This window comes from Nostoc favosum CHAB5714 (assembly GCF_020829495.1).
In the GTDB taxonomy this organism is placed as follows: Bacteria; Cyanobacteriota; Cyanobacteriia; order Cyanobacteriales; family Nostocaceae; genus Nostoc; species Nostoc favosum.
This window is the reverse complement of sequence record NZ_JAIVFQ010000005.1, coordinates 105,429-123,927: the sequence shown is the minus strand read 5'-3', so window position 1 is coordinate 123,927 and position 18,499 is coordinate 105,429. Positions and strand designations below refer to the sequence as shown.

Here is an 18,499-nt window from a genome sequence, read left to right as displayed (position 1 = left end):
TTCGTAATTCGTAATTCGTAATTGAAGGACAGAGCAACTAACAAAGCTTATGGCACGCTGTGCGAACAGTTGTGGAGTAATAATTACGAATTACGAATACTTACAAAAAACTTCTTTTAAATTTTGAATTTTTGACTATGACAACTGTATCTCCTTCTGTGGAAGTTGAACGCAAAACGCCATTCTGGAAGAGATTGGGGCGGGTTCCTTGGACTTGGCGAATCACCATTGGATACTTGACGGTGATGTTGTTTATCCCCATCATTGCCATGTTCCTGAAAGCAAGTACAGAACCTCCAGCGAGATTTTGGGCGATCGCAACCAGTGATATTGCATTAGCCACTTATAATGTCACTTTTGTGACAGCAATATTTGCTGCCCTGCTTAATGGCGTATTTGGTACTCTAATTGCTTGGGTTCTAGTTCGCTATGACTTCCCCTTAAAACGCTTGATTGATGCCACAGTAGATTTACCCTTTGCACTACCAACTTCCGTAGCAGGGCTAACCTTGGCAACAGTTTACAGTGATAATGGGTGGTTAGGTTCGTTACTAGCACCACTGGGAATTAAGGTATCTTTTACCCGCACGGGAGTAGCGGTGGCAATGATATTTATCTCACTACCTTTTATCGTGAGAACTGTGCAACCCGTGCTTCAGGAAATGGAACATGAAATTGAAGAAGCCTCCTGGTGTCTAGGTGCTTCTCAATGGCAAACCTTTTGGAAAGTGATTTTGCCACCTTTATTTCCGACAATTTTAACTGGTGTTGCCTTGGGTTTCTCTCGTGCAGTTGGGGAATATGGTTCGACTGTGATTATCTCTTCCAATACGCCCTATCAAGATTTAATCGCACCTGTGTTGATTTTCCAACGGTTAGAGCAGTATGACTATTCTGGTGCAACAGTAATTGGCATAGTTTTACTATCAATTTCGTTGGTACTGCTATTGGCAATTAATTTCTTACAAGCATGGGCAAGGCGATATGACAGTAGATAAGCCAAGTTTTCACTCATCTGCATCTGATACACATACGCCCAAGCCTAAAGAACAGAAGAGTTGGGTGCCAATAGTTTTAATTGGTATAGCGATCGCCTATTTAGCCCTAGTTCAATATATCCCGGCAATTAACGTTTTTGTCCAAGCCTTCAGCAAAGGAGTTGGGCCATTTCTGGCTAACCTGACGCGGCCAGCTTTTCTCCATGCAGCTTGGCTAACGCTATTGCTGGCTGTGATTTCTCTACCTTTAAATACGGTATTTGGTTTATGTGCAGCTTGGGCGATCGCTCGTCATAAATTTCCCGGACGCGCCGTAGTTTTGAGCATTATTGACCTGCCCTTTTCCATCTCGCCCGTAGTCGCAGGATTGATGATTGTGCTACTTTACGGACGCAATGGCTGGTTTGGGCCTTGGCTCCAGGCTCATGATATCAAAATTATCTTTGCCTTTCCAGGTATGGTGCTGGCTACAGCGTTTGTGAGTATGCCCTTTGTAGCGCGGGAAGTAATTCCTGTTTTAGAGGAATTTGGTAAGGATCAAGAAGAAGCTGCTAGAACTCTAGGTGCGAAAGATTGGCAAATATTTTGGCGCGTCACCTTGCCTAGTATCCGTTGGGGTTTACTCTACGGTTTAATTTTGACCAATGCCAGAGCAATGGGTGAATTCGGCGCGGTTTCGGTCGTATCTGGCAACATTGCTGACCAAACCCAGAGCCTACCACTGTTTGTAGAAGAGGCTTACAAACAATATGAAACAGAAGCTGCCTTCTCTGCGGCTGTACTGTTAGCGTTGCTAGCAGTAGTAACCTTAGTGCTGAAGGAGATTCTGGAACGGAAAACCCGCATTAAAGATGTTGAATAGAAAAATCAAGAGATTATAGTTATCCTTTGAATAGGATACAAGCAAATCATGGGACATGGTACGATCTATTTAGTACCTATCAGGAAATTACCGTTAGGGTTAAGAGTAGTTCTGTACCAATCCCGATCAGGGATTGAAATAATTCAGATATGGCTACTGACAATACACTTACCAACAAACGGATTCGACTAAGAATTCCCAAAGATTATCACCAGGAACCTGTCATTTCTCGCTTGGTGTCTAACTATGGACTGACTGTGAATATCACGGCAGCGATTTTGGGAGCGAATGCTGTCGGTGATGGTTGGTTTGACCTTGAATTACAAGGAACAGATGCACAAATTCAGAGCGGGTTAACCTATCTCCGCGACTTGGAATTGGAAGTCTGGGATGACAGTAAAGCAACTGATTGGTAAGGGTTATAGCAACACATAGTACGGGCGTACAGATAGCTGCACGTCCTCATACCTAAATATAAACGATAGCTGTAGTTTTTGCTTTACCAGCCCCGTTGGGGCGGGTGTAGGGGTTGCATGGTGGTAGGGGTGTAGGGAAAAAGACGCAACCCCTACAACCTCTGGTAGTAATTGCCCCATCCCTTGGGACGACCGCGTTGGGCTATTTGTTTCAATCCTCGGACAACGCTATATCCCCTATACCCTTATACCCTTATACCCCTACACCCTTAATGAACAATAGTACCTATAAAAACAATTTTATATTTATCTATAGTAAGAATTTTCTCGATTTCTTCTAATCTTTCTAGCTTTGAATTCAGATTATTGATGCAAATATACTTAGGTATATTATTTTCTGGAACACCTGATAGTTTACTAATTTCACGTCTTAAATTTTGCTTCAATGATGTAATTTCTTCTTGCGGTAGTGTAGTCAACATACTGTTTTCCCTATTTCGATGCTACTTACTTGATATCTGACTTTTCACGTCATCACGAAAAACCTAACCCCCTAACCCCCTTCCCGATGCGGGAAGGGGGAAGAAAATTCAAAGTCTCTCTCCTGTTAGGAGAGAGAAATAGAAGTGAGGTTTTTCAGATACCGTGAAGAGTCAGACTTGATACTTGCAGTATGCCCACTATGAGATAATAAAATCTAACAAAATTTTTATAACGCCACCTAAGCTAATTTCGGGAACCCTTTAATCACTTGGTAATGAGTATCGCCCTTCAGTTTTAATTCCAAGATAATGACAATATCATCTAACGGACAGATGCAATAAATTCTTAATTGGTTTATCGTCAATTACTCTACATAAATTGACCATAATTTGCGTGAATTTACTGATTGCTTTTTTGCGTATTTTGTGAGATTGTCCTTTACATAACAAGTAAATGCGTTAAATCGATAGTGTTACCGTAGTTTAATAGAAGCCAAAAATATGAAAATCTCTATAAGGCTGACATTCAAGCAAGCGCAGTTGAGTTGTAGGGGTAGGGCATCAGCAAAATCCTCTGCCGAACCTAAAAATTGCGTAGGCGCAACCCAACCTAGGCATCGCTATTGGGAATTAATCTGATGTCTCAGAGTAAATCTGTAGAACCCGCTTCAGTCCACAGCCGCATTCTCGTGCCTCAGCGTTATCACAGGCAACCTGTAATTTCCCGGCTGGTGTCTCGTTATGGTTTAACCGTCAATATCAAAGCTGCATCCTTGACATCCGACAGTGACAGCGATGGCTGGTTTGATTTGGATCTTTCGGGAAATCCTCAAAAACTGACAAATAGCCTATCTTACTTGCAAGGATTGGGAGTGAATTTGCTGGAATTAGCGATCGCTACCCAGATTCAACCCAACCAACACTCTTTAACTTTCCCACATCCAGCTAGCAAACGGAGTCTCAAAGACTCTGCATGGCTAAAAAATCAATGGCAAGAACAATTCCAGCAATGGATTTCTCTCGGTCAAACCAGTCGATTGCGCTTGCAACTGTGCGTCTTAAAATCTTATTACGAAGAACCAGTGATTTCCGAGTTAGTTTCTCGTTATGGACTAACAGTCAATATCACCAGTGCTAGACTTCAACCCGATACCGAAGATGACGGCTGGTTTGATTTGGATTTGTGGGGGAGGACAAAGCAACTCTATTCTAGCCTGAGTTATTTAGAAAAACTGGGGCTACCAATTTGGCTGGATTTGTCTAGCGTTTATAGCGATGTCTACGACGGGCTACGCCTACGCTAATTAATAAAATACTCACTATCCAATGGCAGCGTTAAATAACCATCAAACCAATTCCCAAACCAGATTATCACTGGTTTCTTCAGTTGACACAAAAAGCCAAGTCACCCAGATTCGTCTGCGGATATATATTCCTAAATGCTATCTGCAAGCGCCTGTGATTTCGCAGTTAATTTCTAGTTACGGCTTGGTAGTTAATATTACTAAAGCTATGCTACAACCAAATACAGATCAAGAAGGATACTTTGACATTGAATTGCGGGGAACAGTGCCACAAATCTCTAGCGGTCTGGCTTACCTGGAATCCCTGAATCTGAGAATTGTGGGCAAACCGAATGCTGACGGCGATAGCTGGTTTTGCTGAAATAATTTAAATTTCGTAGTACCAAATTTCTTCTTCTCGCAGCACAATTCGATGCAAGGAAAGACGAGCAATCAGTCCCTCTTGCTCAAACTGTCCAAGAATACGAGTGATAGTCACACGAGTTGAACCGAGCATTTCCGCCAGGTCTTCGTGAGTCAGACGCATATCTATTAAACGTCCTTTTTCAACTTCCGAACCAAACTTTTTGGATAACCATGCCAACAGCTTGAGCAGCATAGTTTCAACTTTTTTATGGCTACGAATAACCATCAATTCTTGAGCCTGTTGGATATGGGTAAGTAGAGTTTCTGTTAGTTTACTCCATTCCTCTAAAGGTAAGACCGTCGCCTCTACTTTAGTTAGGCATTCCATTTGGTAAGGATCTAATTTTGACAAAGCCTTACCAACGACATCTCCAGGGCCCCACAATCCCAGAGCGACGGTTGTACCATCTTCCAGATAGGTAAAAGTCCTGATAAAACCCGTTTCAATCTTCCAGAGTCCGTTTTGATGCTCTGGTAGAAATGACCTACGGGCAAAAAGCTCCTTAGTATTATTACTTGTTGAGCTAGATAAGCTTGTGTACAAAGACACCATAGTATATAAAACTATTCTCCGATAAATTAACCGTAGTATTATATTTATATCAGGTTCTAAGAGGCTATGAATATTTTAAAGAGGGGAGTGGGGAGATGAAGGAGCAGGGGGAGCAGGGGGAGCAGGGGGAGCAGAGGAGAATAATTAATAACCAATGCCTAATGCCTAATGCCCCATGCCCGATGCCCAATGCCCAAAATTAAATTCCTGCACCATCGAGAAAATCTTCAATTATCCCATCAGAATTATTGCTCTTAGGGTTGTCGGTTGGTTCGTCGTCAAGCTCAGTTGGGGACAAACTTGATTGTTGCAACTCCTCGAACTGTTTCTCTAGAGCCTTGACGCGTTCAAATAGAGCGCGGATGACTTCAGCTTCTACGTCCCGTACTTTATCATGATCCAGAACATTGGTAGACGAGTTGTTCTGACGAGTCACGCGCCCTGGAATCCCAACTACAGTAGTGTTACTGGGAACATCTCGCAGCACCACAGAACCAGCTCCAATACGGACGCGATCGCCAATTTGAATATTTCCCAATACCTTTGCACCCGCTCCCACAACTACATGAGAGCCTAAAGTTGGATGGCGTTTGCCGCTTTCTTTCCCAGTCCCGCCAAGGGTGACACCTTGATAAATCAGGGCGTAATCGCCCACGATCGCTGTCTCGCCAATCACAACTCCCATCCCGTGATCTATAAACACTCCCTGGCCAATTAATGCCCCAGGATGAATTTCAATTCCGGTTAAAAACCTACTAATATGAGAGATAAGCCTTGGTATAAAGGGAATTCCAATTTTATACAGCCAGTGTGCCAATCGATGAAACACTAGAGCTTGGAGTCCAGGGTAACAGAACAATACTTCTAGCCAGTTACGGGCTGCTGGGTCACGCTCAAAAATGGTTCGCAAATCAGTTAGTAGCATACTCTGTTAAGGTTTTCGTTGGTAGGTGAGGCTCTGAAAACAGAAACTCAGAATAATTCCTACAAAAAGATCAAGTCATTTATAGGAATTGTGTAAAATAATAATCTACGGTAAGTCGATAGCGTATAGTGGTTTTGTGGGTAATAAGTGGGATGCTATCACATTCCACACTTTGAGAAAAATTAATTTCGCATAAACTGCGATAAGTCCCCCAATTCACCGTAGTATGTTGAGTACAGTCTTGAATAGCCAAAACTACGCTCTCTTGGATTTGTCTTCCAAAGTGGAATACGCGCTGCTGGCACTCTTAGAACTGGCAAGCCACCACGGGAAAAAGCTTCCTCTAACCATGAGCGAGATCACTGCCAAGCAACCCATACCTGAGCGCTATCTGGAACAAATTTTGACCAACCTCCGGCGTGCTGGTGTGGTGCAGAGTCAACGCGGCTCTAAAGGAGGTTTCGTTTTAGTTCGTGAACCTTGGCAGATTACAATACTTGAAATTGTCACTTTGGTAGAAGGCGAGCGGAAAGAGAAAGATACTTCTGACTCTCCGACTCTGGAAAAGACTCTGCTTTATGAAGTTTGGGAGCAAGCTAACGCTGCCTCAATTGAAGTTTTGGGTCGTTATACACTCCAAGACTTGTGCCTGGAAAGAGAGACTCGCGCACAGCAAAGTCCGATGTATTATATTTAGACACGACGGAGTACACACATGCGGATAGCCAAAGATATCACAGAGTTAATCGGCCGAACTCCTTTAGTTCAATTAAATAAGATTCCCCAAGCTTCAGGAGCGGTTGCTCAGATTGTGGTGAAGCTAGAAAGCATGAATCCAGCATCTTCTGTCAAAGACAGGATTGGTGCGAGTATGGTGGAAGCGGCGGAGGAAGCAGGCTTAATTCACCCTGGAAAAACCGTTTTAGTAGAGCCGACTTCTGGAAATACAGGAATTGCGCTGGCGATGGTAGCAGCCGCCAAGGGTTACCATCTTATTCTAACGATGCCTGACACAATGAGCCACGAAAGACGATCCATGCTCAAAGCTTATGGCGCTCAACTAGAGTTAACGCCAGGGGTAGAAGGGATGCGAGGAGCGATCGCTCATGCAGAGGAGATTGTAGCTAAAACGCCCAATGCTTATATGTTGCAGCAGTTCCGCAACCCCGCTAACCCAAAAGTTCACGTCCAAACTACAGCCGAAGAAATTTGGAATGATACCGATGGAGAGGTAGATATTCTCGTGGCGGGAGTGGGTACTGGTGGGACGATTACGGGAGTTGCAGAAGTTATTAAAAAACGGAAGCCAAGTTTTCAAGCGATCGCAGTTGAACCAAGCAACAGCCCAGTATTAGCAGGCGGTAAATCAGGGCCTCACAAAATTCAAGGTATCGGCGCGGGATTTGTCCCAGCAATTTACCGTTCAGAACTAGTGAATGAAGTGATTCAGGTAGCAGATGATCAAGCGATCGCTTACAGTCGTCGCCTAGCAAAAGAAGAAGGATTACTATCGGGGATTTCTACTGGTGCTGCATTGTATGCTGCTATTCAAGTAGCACAACGGCCAGAAAATGCAGGTCGCCTAATCGTGATGATACAGCCTAGCTTCGGTGAACGCTACCTCAGTACTTCACTGTTTAAAGATCCAGAGGAGAATGAGTGGTTGAGCAAAGTTTGATTTTTAGATTTTAGGGACTTCTAAAAAATAAATGATCTAGTAGGGTGTGTTAACGCGACAGCGTAACGCACCTATTATCTGTTAGGCGGTGCGTTACGGCGTTAAGCCTAATGCACCCTACGATTATTGATTGGATTTTTTTTAATTGGAAATCCCTGAGATTGTCACCCACGGATCAATGGTTTTTCTTGAAACCGATTTTTTAGATTTAGATGAAAAATCTAAATCTAAAACTTGCTTGATTATCTACTAGAATTTTCTTCAATTTCATCGGTACTTTCATTATTTTTCACCAAAATAATCAAACACAAACAACTAGCAGCTAGCTTTATTAAGCTCAAAGCTTCACTTTTTAATACAATAAAAGCGCCTAAGCCTATAAGAACAAAAGGCACAATATTATTACCATAGCGAGTCAATACATCAGCTATTACTCTGTATTTAATTAATTTGTATGCTGCATAGCACCAAACTCCTAATAATAGAAAAAATAATCCGATAATTATCACAAAACTCTCTAAATTGCTGCTAGCAAATAATGGCACATAGACACTAATATTGTCACTACCATTTGCAACTGTAATAGCTGCCACGCTGTAAGTTTGAGGAGATAGTAAACTAGTAATTGTTGATGCTTCAGATTCTTCTGTTGTAGCTACAACTTCCTCTAATGCATCTTCTTCCTTATTGACTAAACTGCTGATACCTATGGCAATTGGTAGTAAACCAAGTAATCCAATCCAGTTTTTTGATAAAACTAACCCACCAAATAAACCAGAAAGACTAAGGATTAACAAAACTGTAAAACCTAGAAACTGACCAGCAACTATATGCCTGCGGCGAAAGTTAGCATTTATTTGAGAAAAAAGCAACAATAGAATGACAATATCATCAATGTTAGTGGCAATGAACGCAATTGACCCAGTAGTAATTGCAGTAACTAACTCGTTCATATTTTAAGATAAATATAGACATGCTGCGACTAAAGTATCGATACCGGAAGTACCTATGAAATTAGGTGGAACCGTAAGTCTAGGCATTGACAAAACCCTCTCTATAAGAATCATTACTTTGTCATTTTAAAGCTTAGTTATGCCAGAAGGTTAAAACCAATAAATATAATTTGGTGGGGGACTTAAACTCAATAATTACGAATTACGAATTACGAATTACGAATTAGTGAATTTGGTATGGTGATAAATCGTAGGTTCTAAAAATCCAGCATGAGTAAGCTAGGCACAGCCTTTAGTGAAGGGATAATTGCCTTCATTGCCACTAACATAGATGACATCATTATATTGTTAATATTTTTTTCACAGGTAGATGTTAATTTTCGGCGGCGGCATATCTTACTTGGTCAATATTTAGGTTTCACAGCCATTATCATCGCTAGCTTACCAGGATTTTTTGGTGGCTTAGTCGTACAGCGAGAATGGATAGGATTGCTAGGACTGCTACCAATAGCAATTGGAATTCAACAATTAGTATCTAGAAAAGAAGAAACTACAACAGTTCAGACAGTAAGTAGTGATTTTAGCCAGTCCACACCTAGTAACCCTGTATTGTCTTTTATTTTGAGTATTTTACACCCCCAAACCTATAAAGTAGCGGCAGTAACGATCGCTAATGGTGGTGACAATATTAGTATATATATTCCTTTATTCGCTGGTCACGATCTTGCCAGCTTGGGAGTCATTCTAAGTATATTTTTTGTCATGGTAGGGGTTTGGTGTGCGATCGCTTATTTTTTAAGCCGTCAACCTACCATTGCTGAAATTTTAAGTCGCTACGGTAAAGCTGTCGTACCTTTTGTGTTAATTGGCTTGGGTATGTTCATTATGTATGAACGAGGTACATTCACTTTACTACCTTGGGTGAGAAGTTAATCAATGTTGGATGTTGGATGCTGAATTTGAGATTGAACGATGAAAACCCCAATCTGAAATCTAAAGTTTGTCATAGAAATATGCACAAAATCGTTAGTGTTCGAGCTTCAAAGAAAAACTTTTTGTTTACCAATTCTTAACCTATATGAGGTTGAGCATCAATATAATAGTCTGACTTATTAAAAGCTGTGTAATGCAATACTCCCTTATCTCTGCGATTAGGTACAATCCTATCCGTTTTCGCCCAAGCATTCAACCTGGTTTTTGTCTGATTTCAATGATCACCCCATTTTTGTGCTTTACCTCAGCACAAGCTCAGATAATTGGACAAGATGTCACTTCAATTACTACTGACACTGCTTCGTTTCCTACTATATCTATTACCAAAGTTGCAGGTGACAGCGAATTTGCAGGCAATACTTTTACTCTCAACTTCGGTGGGCAAATTCAATCAATTACAGGATTGACAACCACAGGAGGCAGCACAACATTTAGATCCATCCCTGCTGTTGTGCAGATTCGTCGTAACCCTGCCACAGATGACAGAAAGCTAGCTTACTACCAGGGCAGTTTTGATTCTTCCTCTAATACCTTTAACTTTCTTAGTTTGGGCCCACTTCCAGAGAAAACGCTGTTTAGTATCAACAATATCTTGGCAGGCCCAGATAACGTTTTTACTAACACAGGTGCAAATTTAAGCGGCACACTTTACAACGGTAACGCTAGTATCGAGCGGCTTGACTTTGTACTTGTTAGACCTGTGAAGGCAAGTAATAAAATTCGCTTTACCGTCTTCGAGCGTGGATTACCAACTGGACACGATGGTTTCGGTATTGCGGCGATTACAAGTGTAGATAAACACGGAAATCCCACTTCCTACGGCCCCATTTACGTGATAGCAGCTTCCACCTGGGGTAAAACACCGTTACAAGACCCGATTCCCCAATATTATTTCCTAAACAATGCTGCCAAAAATAATCCTGGAATTCCCATAAACCCTGCACTCACTATTCCACCGAACCAAGTTTTAGGAGGTCTTCTGATTCGCACCGACGAACTCGTGTCACACGGAAAAAAGGTCTACGGCTACTCGCTGTTTGCCCCTGATGTTACTTGCACTCCAAAAACACTGCTGAATGTCGCTAATTCTTGTTTTCCTACGAATACTGGAACGAACGGAGGGATAGATTTAGCCGCACCTAATCTCGGTGCCGTCTTTTTGGAGAATGAGTGAGCAGCGAAAAACTTTTACAACCAAACTCTATTACCGAGTTTTGTCAAACCTGATGAACTAATTTCCAACTCACCATCATTAAGATGCTATAAATGATAAACCGTAGTGGGCGTTGCGGAGCTACCTGGCAGATTTTAGCGCCTACTAACACCCCTGGAACAGAGCCTAGCCATATAGGTATTACCAAACTCCAATCAACTGTTCCCAGGCTAAGGTGACCGAGGGCAGTAAATAGCAGTAAAATTGCTGCGTGTGAAATATCTGTACCTACTAACTTCCGTGCATCAAGGCGGAAAAACCCAATCAGCACCAGGGCAAACATTGAACCTGATGATACGCTAGTTAGACCAACCAAACAGCCTAAAATTGCTCCTAAAGTGATTGTCACACAGCGCCCAAAGTTTGTTTCTAAGTCTAACTTTGGTAGTTCGGGTAAATGAAATTTAGGGAAAAAAGTCAATAACAACAATTGCACTAATGCTAATAGTGTGACTAGCAAAATCATCACACCAAGCAAACGGAGCAAGATGTTATCCAGGTTATACTCACCTGTACGTTTAAGAAAGTGCAAAATCCCCACGCCGAACAGTGAGCCTGGAACACTCCCAAATGCCAGCCATTTGACAACTTCTGTGTCAAGGGTTTTCTGTTCCCAATGCTTGACGCTACCAACAATCTTCATCAATGTGGCAGCCACAACATCAGAACTCACAGCGATAGAAGGCGGAACCTGAAAGACAAAAATTAACATTGGGGTGATGAGAGAGGCTCCGCCAATTCCTGTCAAACCAACGATGATGCCAACAAAAAAGCTTAAGAACGGTAGTAATAAATATTCCATACTTTTTGGGGGTTTCAACAATCAGTTATTAGTTATCAAAGTCCTGTTGAGTCTCCCACTTCTATTAAGTGAGCGGTGTAGGTTAGGGTTTAAATCCCCAAACGAAGCCTTGATAACTGTTCACTGACTTAACTACGAGCAGCTAGAACTGAAAATCAGCTAAAGCTTCACTGCTAGAGAGCAGCAACTGTGCCAAACTATAGCCCACTGATAGACAGAGCTAGTGATGGCAAGTTATTGTGTTTCTCAAGGGATGAGTGACACAAAGGTTATCCAGCTAAAAGTTAGGGCAGAGGATTCCTGGACAACTTAAAACCTGTCTGGAAGTTTTTGGAATCATGACAACTGACATTTAGCTGAAACAGACTTTGATAACTGCTTATGGGTCAGTTGCTCTGCTAAATTCAACTTCTAACTGGTTTTTCTGTGGTTTTACATGTAAAAGCCGGTAAGGCGACGCACTTACCGTATTTTACTTGTAAGCATGATCAAACGTCTAGCGTATTCGCGTTGTATCTCGCTAGATTATCTGGATAAAGAGGGAGTGGGGAGTGGGGAATGGGGAGTGGGAGTAGGGAACAGGGGAGGTAGGGGGAGAATATTAATGCCCAATGCCTAGTTAAGAACTTAGCGCTGAAAAATGCTTGACTTTAAAGCACTTATTGCGCTATTTTAAAACAAACCATTCGGTCGGTAATATTTTATTTACAGCAATTTTCAATTCAATAAATTACTCTACTCCCCAGTACAGACGCGATTAATCGCGTCTCTCCCCACTCGCCGTAGCCGATTCATCTAAAAATCGCTGTAATGTCCAAAGGCGAAGAAACAAAAAGCAGAATTCTCCACCAAGCAGCTGAACTGTTTAACCAACAGGGATATGCAGGCTCATCCATGTCAGACATCATGCGTGTTACGGGATTGCAGAAAGGAGGAATTTACAATCACTTCCAAAGCAAAGATGATCTCGCGTTACAGGCTTTTGACTTTGCGATCGCTCGCATCCACCAGCATACTAGATTTGCATTACGAAGCAAACGCCACGCAGTAGAACGCCTGCAAGCAATCATTGGCGTATTTAGTAGCTTCACAGAAAATCCACCTATCAAGGGAGGGTGTCCACTGCTGAATACTGCTGTGGAGAGTGATGATGCTCATCCGGCGTTGCGGGAACGCGCCCAACAGGCGATGAATTCTTGGCTGCATCTGATTCGTCGAATTATTGAAACAGGAATTAAAAAGGGAGAAATTCGCCCTGAAGTGAGTGCTGATGAAATCGCTACCATCATAATTGCAACACTGGAAGGAGCAGTAATGATGAGCAAGCTTTATGGAGATTCAATTCACATGCATAGGGTAATTAATCACCTGAATCAATATTTGGAAACTCACCTTAGAAGATATGGTACAAATCAAGGTATAGAGAAATAATGCTACTAAATAACAATTTGTACAGACCATTAGAAGTAGTATTAGAAATTCCTGTAAAAACATACGACATTGATTTTATGGGAATCGTGAGTAATATTGTGTATATCAGATGGCTAGAGGATTTACGTTTAAAGTTTTTAGATGAACACTGGCAACTCAATCAACAAATTGAGCAAGGATATGCGCCTGTTCTAGCTGGAACTGAAATTGAATATAAACGTCCGATAAAAATTATTGATCAAGTAATTGGACGTTTATGGCTGAGTAATTTAGGACGGTTGAAGTGGACTGTGCAAGCTGAAATTTTATCTAACAATGAGTTAGCAGCAGTGGCTATCCAGAAGGGCGCTTTTGTCAGTTTACAAAATAGTCGTCCTATTCCCATTCCAGAGGAATTACAGAAGAAATATTTAGAAGGTCAAAAAGGGAATTTGAAAGACCATTTATAAAATAATACGCTTGAGTTAAGACTTGATCCTCCCTAACCCTCCGATAAATTGGCTACGGTGTACACACAAGTCTTGTCGCAGCCATATCTTTATTAATAAATCTCGTACTGCGTTTCTATCCCGCCTCGGAATAAATTCCGAGTCTTATAGCTGAAGTCCACGCTTTGTGGACTAAATTGATTATTCAGTCCACAAAGCGTGGACTTCAGCTATTAGCCCTGAACTTTAGTTCTGGGCGGGATGTCGGTAAGTGTGACAGTTTAACAATGTGGGTAAAAGAGTTGAAACGTATGTGGACAGCATTTGTGTGTACACCGTAGCTTAAAAAGGAGGGAACTAGAGCAAGCCTTTTTAAGGTGATACAATAAAATTCTAGTTCGTAGTGAGCGATTCATCGCTCATAGCAAGGTTTATCAGGACTAAAGTCCTTACTACAAACTTTAATTTGTTTACGCCTAGCTACTTAAACAATGAGAGGCTGTTTTCAAACACACTAATTTACTTAGCACTAGTCAATATACTTTCGATATCTGCTAGTTGCACCACTCCTGAAAAAGTGGGACTATTAATTATAAAAAAAGGTGTGCCAGAAACAGCCAATTTTTCAGCTAGTTGAATATCTTTTGTAAGTGCGGGAGTAGCAAGAGTAAGGTCGCGTTTAAATTTACCCAAATCTAGCTTGAGTTTTTTAGCAATATCTAAATATAACGCCTCACCTAGTTGCTTTTGATTAGTAAATAGCGCATCATGATATTCCCAAAATTTGCCCTGCTGATATGCCGCCCAAGCCGCTCTTGCAGCTGGCAATGCTTCAGCATGAATTGAAGTCAGTGGAAAATTCTTGTAAACTAATCTTAGTTTATCTGGATACTTTGCTAACAATTCTTTCAATGTTTTATGCGCCTCAGCACAGTAGGGACATTGAAAATCTGAAAATTCTATTAGCAGAGTTTTTGCTTGAGTTGATCCTGTGCTGGGAGACTCACCAATCACTGTTTGAGGATTCGTCTTTAAATCCTGTAAAAATGATTGCTGTGCTTGCTTGACTTTCTGTTGTTGTTGCTGCTGATAAGTTTGAACAGATTCGATAATCACCTCTGGATGTTCGCGGATAATTTGTAATACTTGCTGTTCCAACTGCGGATCAATGCGGCTAGCAGCTTGTGCAGAAAATGACCAGGTGACAACCAAAAGTAGCAGACCTATTGCTGTCCAAGTACGGAGATACTGAAATAAGGGAGTAAACCAATCAAAGAATGTACGCATACAAAAACTCATAAATATTTTTTGTTTGAGCTATAGACGCGCATTCGCTTCTACTTAGGAGTAATATCATGTCCGCTTGATTACTTATTAAACCTCAAGAACCCCACCCCGGCCTTTGGGGAGAGGCTAGGGGTGGGATATAACTATTGATATAAGCTTCAATTTAAAAAGAGCCAGCAATCATCCCAGCAAGTAAAATAAAACCAATCCACACGTTTTGCCGGAACATCTCACCATAAACAGGATTAGGTAAGTCTCGCTGTCTTAATCGCAGAGACTGCCAAACCCATCCTATAGTAGCAATTGTAAGGCTAATCCAGAAGGCTAAATGCAGATGTATGAGTACACCTAACCAAGCCAATAACAAGATTGTGCCAGCAAAGAAAATTCCAATGGCTACAGGGGCATAATTCCCAAAAAATAGAGCGCTAGAATTAATGCCAATGCGGCGATCGTCTTCCTTATCGCTCATGGCGTAAACTGTATCAAATCCCAATGTCCAAAGTACAGTCGCGCCCCAAAGTAACCAAGTTGGTTGGGAGATGGTTTGTGTGACTGCACTCCAGCTAATCAACACGCCGAAACCCCAAGCGATGGAAAGCACCAGTTGCGGCACAGGAAACACCCGCTTTGCACCTGGATAAAGCAGAATTACGGGCACTGCTGCCACGCATAACCAGAAACTCAGGGGGTTAAGATAAAATGCCAGGATAGCTGCACATGCTAGCGATACGATCGCAACTACAATCCCAACTTTTACAGACAAGGCGCGAGAAGCGAGGGGGCGATCGCGTGTTCTCTCTACTTCTGGATCAATATCTCTATCCCACAAATCATTGACTACACACCCAGCCGCACTTGTGGCTAGAGTACCCAAGATAATCACACCAACCAGAGGTAAAGGCGGTTTCCCAGAAGCTGCCAAAAATACAGCCCAAAGGGCAGGAATCATTAAAATTAACCGTCCTTCCGGTTTATGCCAGCGCAAAAGCCGGATAATTACAAGCCAAACTGGTTCCTGGGGGCGTTCTGGCGTCCTTAACATAGGAGTGGGGAGTGGGGAGTGGTGAGTGGGGAGTGGGGATTGGGGATTGGGGATTGGGAATAGGGGATGAGTCTTTGATACTCGCCCACGAGTCTTTGATACTCGCCCACGAGTCTTTGATACTCGTGAATGAGTCTTTGATACTCGCCCACGAGTCTTTGATACTCGTGAATGAGTCTTTAATACTCGTGAATGAGTCTTTAATACTCGTGAATGAGTCTTTGAACTCCGTTAATGAGTCTTTGATACTCGTGAATGAGTCTTTGAACTCCGTTAATGAGTCTTTGATACTCGTGAATGAGTCTTTGAACTCCGTTAATGAGTCTTTGATCTCCACTCCTCTCCTCCTATGCCCAATGCCCCATGCCCCATGCCCTACTTCACACATCTTTACATCTATAGAATAACGTTATTTGTTATTTGTAAAAACATAACCTCAAGTGGCAACTTTAAATATTTTTAGATAGTCACTACGGTTAGAAACAGTAGGGTGAATATACTTAGCTCAGTTACCCTCGACCAAAGATGAAGAGTGCTGAGTACGGGCTAAACGCCCCGCTACCGCTAACACTACTCAGTTTGAGCAAGTGTGTTGCAACAAATATCAGTGCCAGCTACCCCGACATACCACCGTTTGCCATCATTTCTTATAAAGAGAGAAAACTAGATGCTGAATTTAGTTTCTAGCTGGGAGAGTGTTCCAACTCAACCACCTAAGCAACATCGGATTATTGCTGCCATTGACCTGGGAACAAATTCTCTACACATGGTAGTAGTCAAGATTGATCCCAAACTACCAGCTTTCAGCATTATCGCCAGAGAAAAAGAAACTGTAAGACTAGGCGATCGCAATCTTAAGACTGGGGAACTAAAACCAGAGATAATTGAAAAGGCGATCGCTGCTTTAGGACGCTTCCAAGAAGTTGCCAAAACTATCAATGCTGAAACAATCATTGCTGTGGCAACTAGCGCTGTGCGGGAAGCCCCCAATGGTAAAGATTTTTTGCACAGAGTAAAAACGGAGTTGGGTTTAAGCGTTGACTTGATTTCTGGTCAAGAAGAAGCGCGACGAATCTACCTTGGCGTGCTGTCGGGGATGGAATTTAACAACCAGCCCCACATGATTATTGATATTGGCGGTGGTTCCACAGAGTTAATTTTGGGTGATAGTCACGAACCGCGCACTCTCACCAGTACCAAAGTCGGTGCAGTGCGACTCACTAGCGAATTAATCACCACCGACCCCATCAGCAACACTGAGTTTCAACACCTGCAAGCCTATACACGCGGTATGTTAGAACGTTCTGTGGATGAGATACTAGCAAACCTAGAGTTTGGAGAATCTCCCCGTTTGGTGGGTACATCTGGCACAATTGAAACCCTGGCAATGATTCATGCACGAGAAAAGTCGGGTGTTATTCCTTCCACTCTCAATGGCTACAAGTTCAGTCTTAAAGACTTGCAAGAGTTGGTAAATCGCTTGCGGAAACTGAATTATTCAGAAAGGGCTGCGATTCCCGGTATGCCAGAGAAGCGGGCTGAAGTTATACTGGCTGGTGCAGTAATATTACAGGAAGCAATGACGCTTTTGGGTAGGGAATCGGTAACAGTTTGTGAGCGTTCTCTGAGGGAAGGCGTAATCGTAGACTGGATGCTGACCCACGGTTTAATTGAAGATAAGCTGCGCTACCAAAGTTCAGTTCGGGAACGGAATGTTTTAAAACTCGCTAATAAATACCACGTCAATTTAGAATATAGCGATCGCGTCGCAAAATTTGCCAAGAGTTTATTTGACCAAACTCAAGGTACTTTACACCACTGGGGGTCTGACGAGCGACAACTGCTGTGGGCAGCTGCAATATTACACAATTGCGGTCATTATGTCAGCCATTCGTCTCACCACAAGCACTCTTACTATCTAATTCGCAATGGTGAATTACTCGGTTATACAGAAACTGAGATTGAAATTATAGCCAATTTAGCGCGTTATCACCGCAAATCGCCGCCTAAGAAAAAACATGAAAATTCCCAGATGTTGCTGACTAAACACCAGCGACAAATGGTCAGTCAATTGAGTGCAATTTTAAGATTAGCAGTGGCATTAGATAGACGACAAATTGGTGCGATCGCTCAAGTCCAATGTGAGTATTATCCACAATTTCAGCAGGTAAACTTGCTGATTTTTTCATCTCAACCTGATGATGATTGTGCCTTAGAACTTTGGAGTTTAGATTATAAAAAAGGAGTATTTGAGGAAGAATTTGGAGTGAAATTAGTAGCGAGTTTAGAAAAGTCTAGCGTTGCTAAATTGTCTTAGAAAGTAGGGTGCGTTAACGTAGTGTGACGCACCTACTAAATATATAAACGCACATATATGCGTCACTACAAATCATTTGTTTTTTACGCATTTGCTTTCAAAATTTCAGTTAATTCATGTAGCTTTCATCATACTTAAGGATGAATTTAAAAACTAAAAAATAGTTTAAGAACAAAAATTAGAATTAGAATTAGATGTATAGTTAATAGTCTATTTACTCTAGGTTATGTTGCTAATGGATATCTAAGCTGGGAAAGGTTAGATATCCTTATATAAAATTTTAATTAAACAGGTTAAATTGCTCAGTTTTATGCATTGGAGAATACTCAGGCTTCAGCATAGAGCTTGTGTTCCATTATTGTGATAATTCATCGGCGTTGGGAGCTATGATCGATATCAAAGCTTGA

At 41.9% G+C, this 18,499-nt stretch carries 21 protein-coding genes; 14 read left to right on the top strand and 7 right to left on the bottom strand.

Annotated elements, in window-relative coordinates:
* Positions 1 to 137 precede the first annotated feature (137 nt).
* From cysT to LC586_RS05980, 3 genes are all read left to right on the top strand, one after another.
* Positions 138 to 998 (top strand): sulfate ABC transporter permease subunit CysT, encoded by an 861-nt coding sequence (gene cysT / locus LC586_RS05990; protein ID WP_229483666.1) that lies wholly within the window; start codon positions 138 to 140, stop codon positions 996 to 998.
* Complete coding sequence (gene cysW, locus LC586_RS05985) at positions 985 to 1,860, top strand: sulfate ABC transporter permease subunit CysW (protein WP_229483665.1); 876 nt, start codon at positions 985 to 987, stop codon at positions 1,858 to 1,860. The genes cysT and cysW overlap by 14 nt, the downstream gene beginning before the upstream one ends.
* A gap of 149 nt (positions 1,861 to 2,009) precedes the next feature.
* Positions 2,010 to 2,276 (top strand): NIL domain-containing protein, encoded by a 267-nt coding sequence (locus LC586_RS05980; RefSeq protein ID WP_229483663.1) that lies wholly within the window; start codon positions 2,010 to 2,012, stop codon positions 2,274 to 2,276.
* Positions 2,277 to 2,545: 269 nt separating this feature from the next.
* Here the strand turns inward: LC586_RS05980 and LC586_RS05975 are convergent, their stop codons facing one another.
* Positions 2,546 to 2,758: a hypothetical protein gene (locus LC586_RS05975; protein ID WP_229483661.1), complete on the bottom strand. Its 213-nt coding sequence runs from the start codon at positions 2,756 to 2,758 to the stop codon at positions 2,546 to 2,548.
* Between the two features lie 638 nt (positions 2,759 to 3,396).
* Between LC586_RS05975 and LC586_RS05970 the strand changes: the two genes are divergently transcribed.
* Both LC586_RS05970 and LC586_RS05965 read left to right on the top strand, forming a co-directional pair.
* Positions 3,397 to 4,062 carry an NIL domain-containing protein gene (locus LC586_RS05970; RefSeq protein ID WP_229483659.1) on the top strand — a complete coding sequence of 222 codons (666 nt, stop codon included), beginning with the start codon at positions 3,397 to 3,399 and terminating at the stop codon, positions 4,060 to 4,062.
* Between the two features lie 22 nt (positions 4,063 to 4,084).
* A complete protein-coding gene (locus LC586_RS05965) occupies positions 4,085 to 4,423 on the top strand; it encodes an NIL domain-containing protein (RefSeq protein WP_229483657.1) in 339 nt (112 codons plus the stop codon).
* Positions 4,424 to 4,429: 6 nt separating this feature from the next.
* Here the strand turns inward: LC586_RS05965 and LC586_RS05960 are convergent, their stop codons facing one another.
* Positions 4,430 to 5,020, bottom strand: a complete 591-nt coding sequence (locus tag LC586_RS05960) for a Crp/Fnr family transcriptional regulator (RefSeq protein WP_229483656.1) — start codon at positions 5,018 to 5,020, stop codon at positions 4,430 to 4,432.
* A 95-nt stretch (positions 5,021 to 5,115) separates the two neighbouring features.
* On the opposite strand from LC586_RS05960, the gene LC586_RS05955 reads away from it, so the two are divergent.
* Positions 5,116 to 5,223, top strand: coding sequence for a histidine kinase (locus LC586_RS05955; protein WP_229483655.1), 108 nt, complete (start codon positions 5,116 to 5,118; stop codon positions 5,221 to 5,223).
* Here the strand turns inward: LC586_RS05955 and cysE are convergent.
* Positions 5,220 to 5,945, bottom strand: coding sequence for a serine O-acetyltransferase (gene cysE / locus LC586_RS05950; protein WP_229483653.1), 726 nt, complete (start codon positions 5,943 to 5,945; stop codon positions 5,220 to 5,222). The two genes, LC586_RS05955 and cysE, sit on opposite strands and share 4 nt — an antisense overlap.
* 226 nt (positions 5,946 to 6,171) lie before the next feature.
* Here cysE and LC586_RS05945 point away from each other — a divergent pair, with 226 nt between their 5' ends.
* On the top strand, positions 6,172 to 6,642 hold the full coding sequence (locus tag LC586_RS05945; protein WP_229483651.1) for an RrF2 family transcriptional regulator: 471 nt from the start codon (positions 6,172 to 6,174) through the stop codon (positions 6,640 to 6,642).
* A gap of 18 nt (positions 6,643 to 6,660) precedes the next feature.
* Entirely contained in the window at positions 6,661 to 7,623 is a 963-nt protein-coding gene (gene cysK / locus LC586_RS05940; RefSeq protein WP_229483650.1) for a cysteine synthase A, read from the top strand.
* 242 nt (positions 7,624 to 7,865) lie between these two features.
* Here the strand turns inward: cysK and LC586_RS05935 are convergent, their stop codons facing one another.
* Positions 7,866 to 8,576, bottom strand: coding sequence for a cadmium resistance transporter (locus tag LC586_RS05935; protein WP_229483648.1), 711 nt, complete (start codon positions 8,574 to 8,576; stop codon positions 7,866 to 7,868).
* A 270-nt stretch (positions 8,577 to 8,846) separates the two neighbouring features.
* On the opposite strand from LC586_RS05935, the gene LC586_RS05930 reads away from it, so the two are divergent.
* The gene (locus tag LC586_RS05930; RefSeq protein ID WP_229483646.1) at positions 8,847 to 9,509 is read left to right on the top strand and encodes a cadmium resistance transporter; all 663 of its coding nucleotides are present in this window, start codon (positions 8,847 to 8,849) and stop codon (positions 9,507 to 9,509) included.
* A gap of 277 nt (positions 9,510 to 9,786) precedes the next feature.
* The gene (locus LC586_RS05925) at positions 9,787 to 10,743 is read left to right on the top strand and encodes a hypothetical protein (protein WP_229483645.1); all 957 of its coding nucleotides are present in this window, start codon (positions 9,787 to 9,789) and stop codon (positions 10,741 to 10,743) included.
* 43 nt (positions 10,744 to 10,786) lie between these two features.
* Here LC586_RS05925 and LC586_RS05920 read toward each other — a convergent pair whose 3' ends face one another.
* Positions 10,787 to 11,584, bottom strand: coding sequence for a sulfite exporter TauE/SafE family protein (locus LC586_RS05920; RefSeq protein WP_229483643.1), 798 nt, complete (start codon positions 11,582 to 11,584; stop codon positions 10,787 to 10,789).
* A gap of 810 nt (positions 11,585 to 12,394) precedes the next feature.
* On the opposite strand from LC586_RS05920, the gene LC586_RS05915 reads away from it, so the two are divergent.
* Both LC586_RS05915 and LC586_RS05910 read left to right on the top strand, forming a co-directional pair.
* Positions 12,395 to 13,015 (top strand): TetR family transcriptional regulator C-terminal domain-containing protein, encoded by a 621-nt coding sequence (locus tag LC586_RS05915; RefSeq protein ID WP_229483642.1) that lies wholly within the window; start codon positions 12,395 to 12,397, stop codon positions 13,013 to 13,015.
* On the top strand, positions 13,015 to 13,464 hold the full coding sequence (locus LC586_RS05910) for an acyl-CoA thioesterase (protein ID WP_229483640.1): 450 nt from the start codon (positions 13,015 to 13,017) through the stop codon (positions 13,462 to 13,464). The genes LC586_RS05915 and LC586_RS05910 overlap by 1 nt, the downstream gene beginning before the upstream one ends.
* Before the next feature lie 498 nt (positions 13,465 to 13,962).
* Here LC586_RS05910 and LC586_RS05905 read toward each other — a convergent pair whose 3' ends face one another.
* Both LC586_RS05905 and LC586_RS05900 read right to left on the bottom strand, forming a co-directional pair.
* Positions 13,963 to 14,742, bottom strand: coding sequence for a DsbA family protein (locus LC586_RS05905; protein ID WP_229483638.1), 780 nt, complete (start codon positions 14,740 to 14,742; stop codon positions 13,963 to 13,965).
* Positions 14,743 to 14,893: 151 nt separating this feature from the next.
* Positions 14,894 to 15,775 (bottom strand): 4-hydroxybenzoate solanesyltransferase, encoded by an 882-nt coding sequence (locus LC586_RS05900; RefSeq protein ID WP_229483636.1) that lies wholly within the window; start codon positions 15,773 to 15,775, stop codon positions 14,894 to 14,896.
* Between the two features lie 11 nt (positions 15,776 to 15,786).
* Between LC586_RS05900 and LC586_RS05895 the strand changes: the two genes are divergently transcribed.
* Complete coding sequence (locus tag LC586_RS05895) at positions 15,787 to 16,182, top strand: hypothetical protein (protein WP_229483635.1); 396 nt, start codon at positions 15,787 to 15,789, stop codon at positions 16,180 to 16,182.
* A gap of 260 nt (positions 16,183 to 16,442) precedes the next feature.
* Positions 16,443 to 18,092: a Ppx/GppA phosphatase family protein gene (locus tag LC586_RS05890; protein ID WP_229483633.1), complete on the top strand. Its 1,650-nt coding sequence runs from the start codon at positions 16,443 to 16,445 to the stop codon at positions 18,090 to 18,092.
* The last annotated feature ends 407 nt before the right edge of the window (positions 18,093 to 18,499 follow it).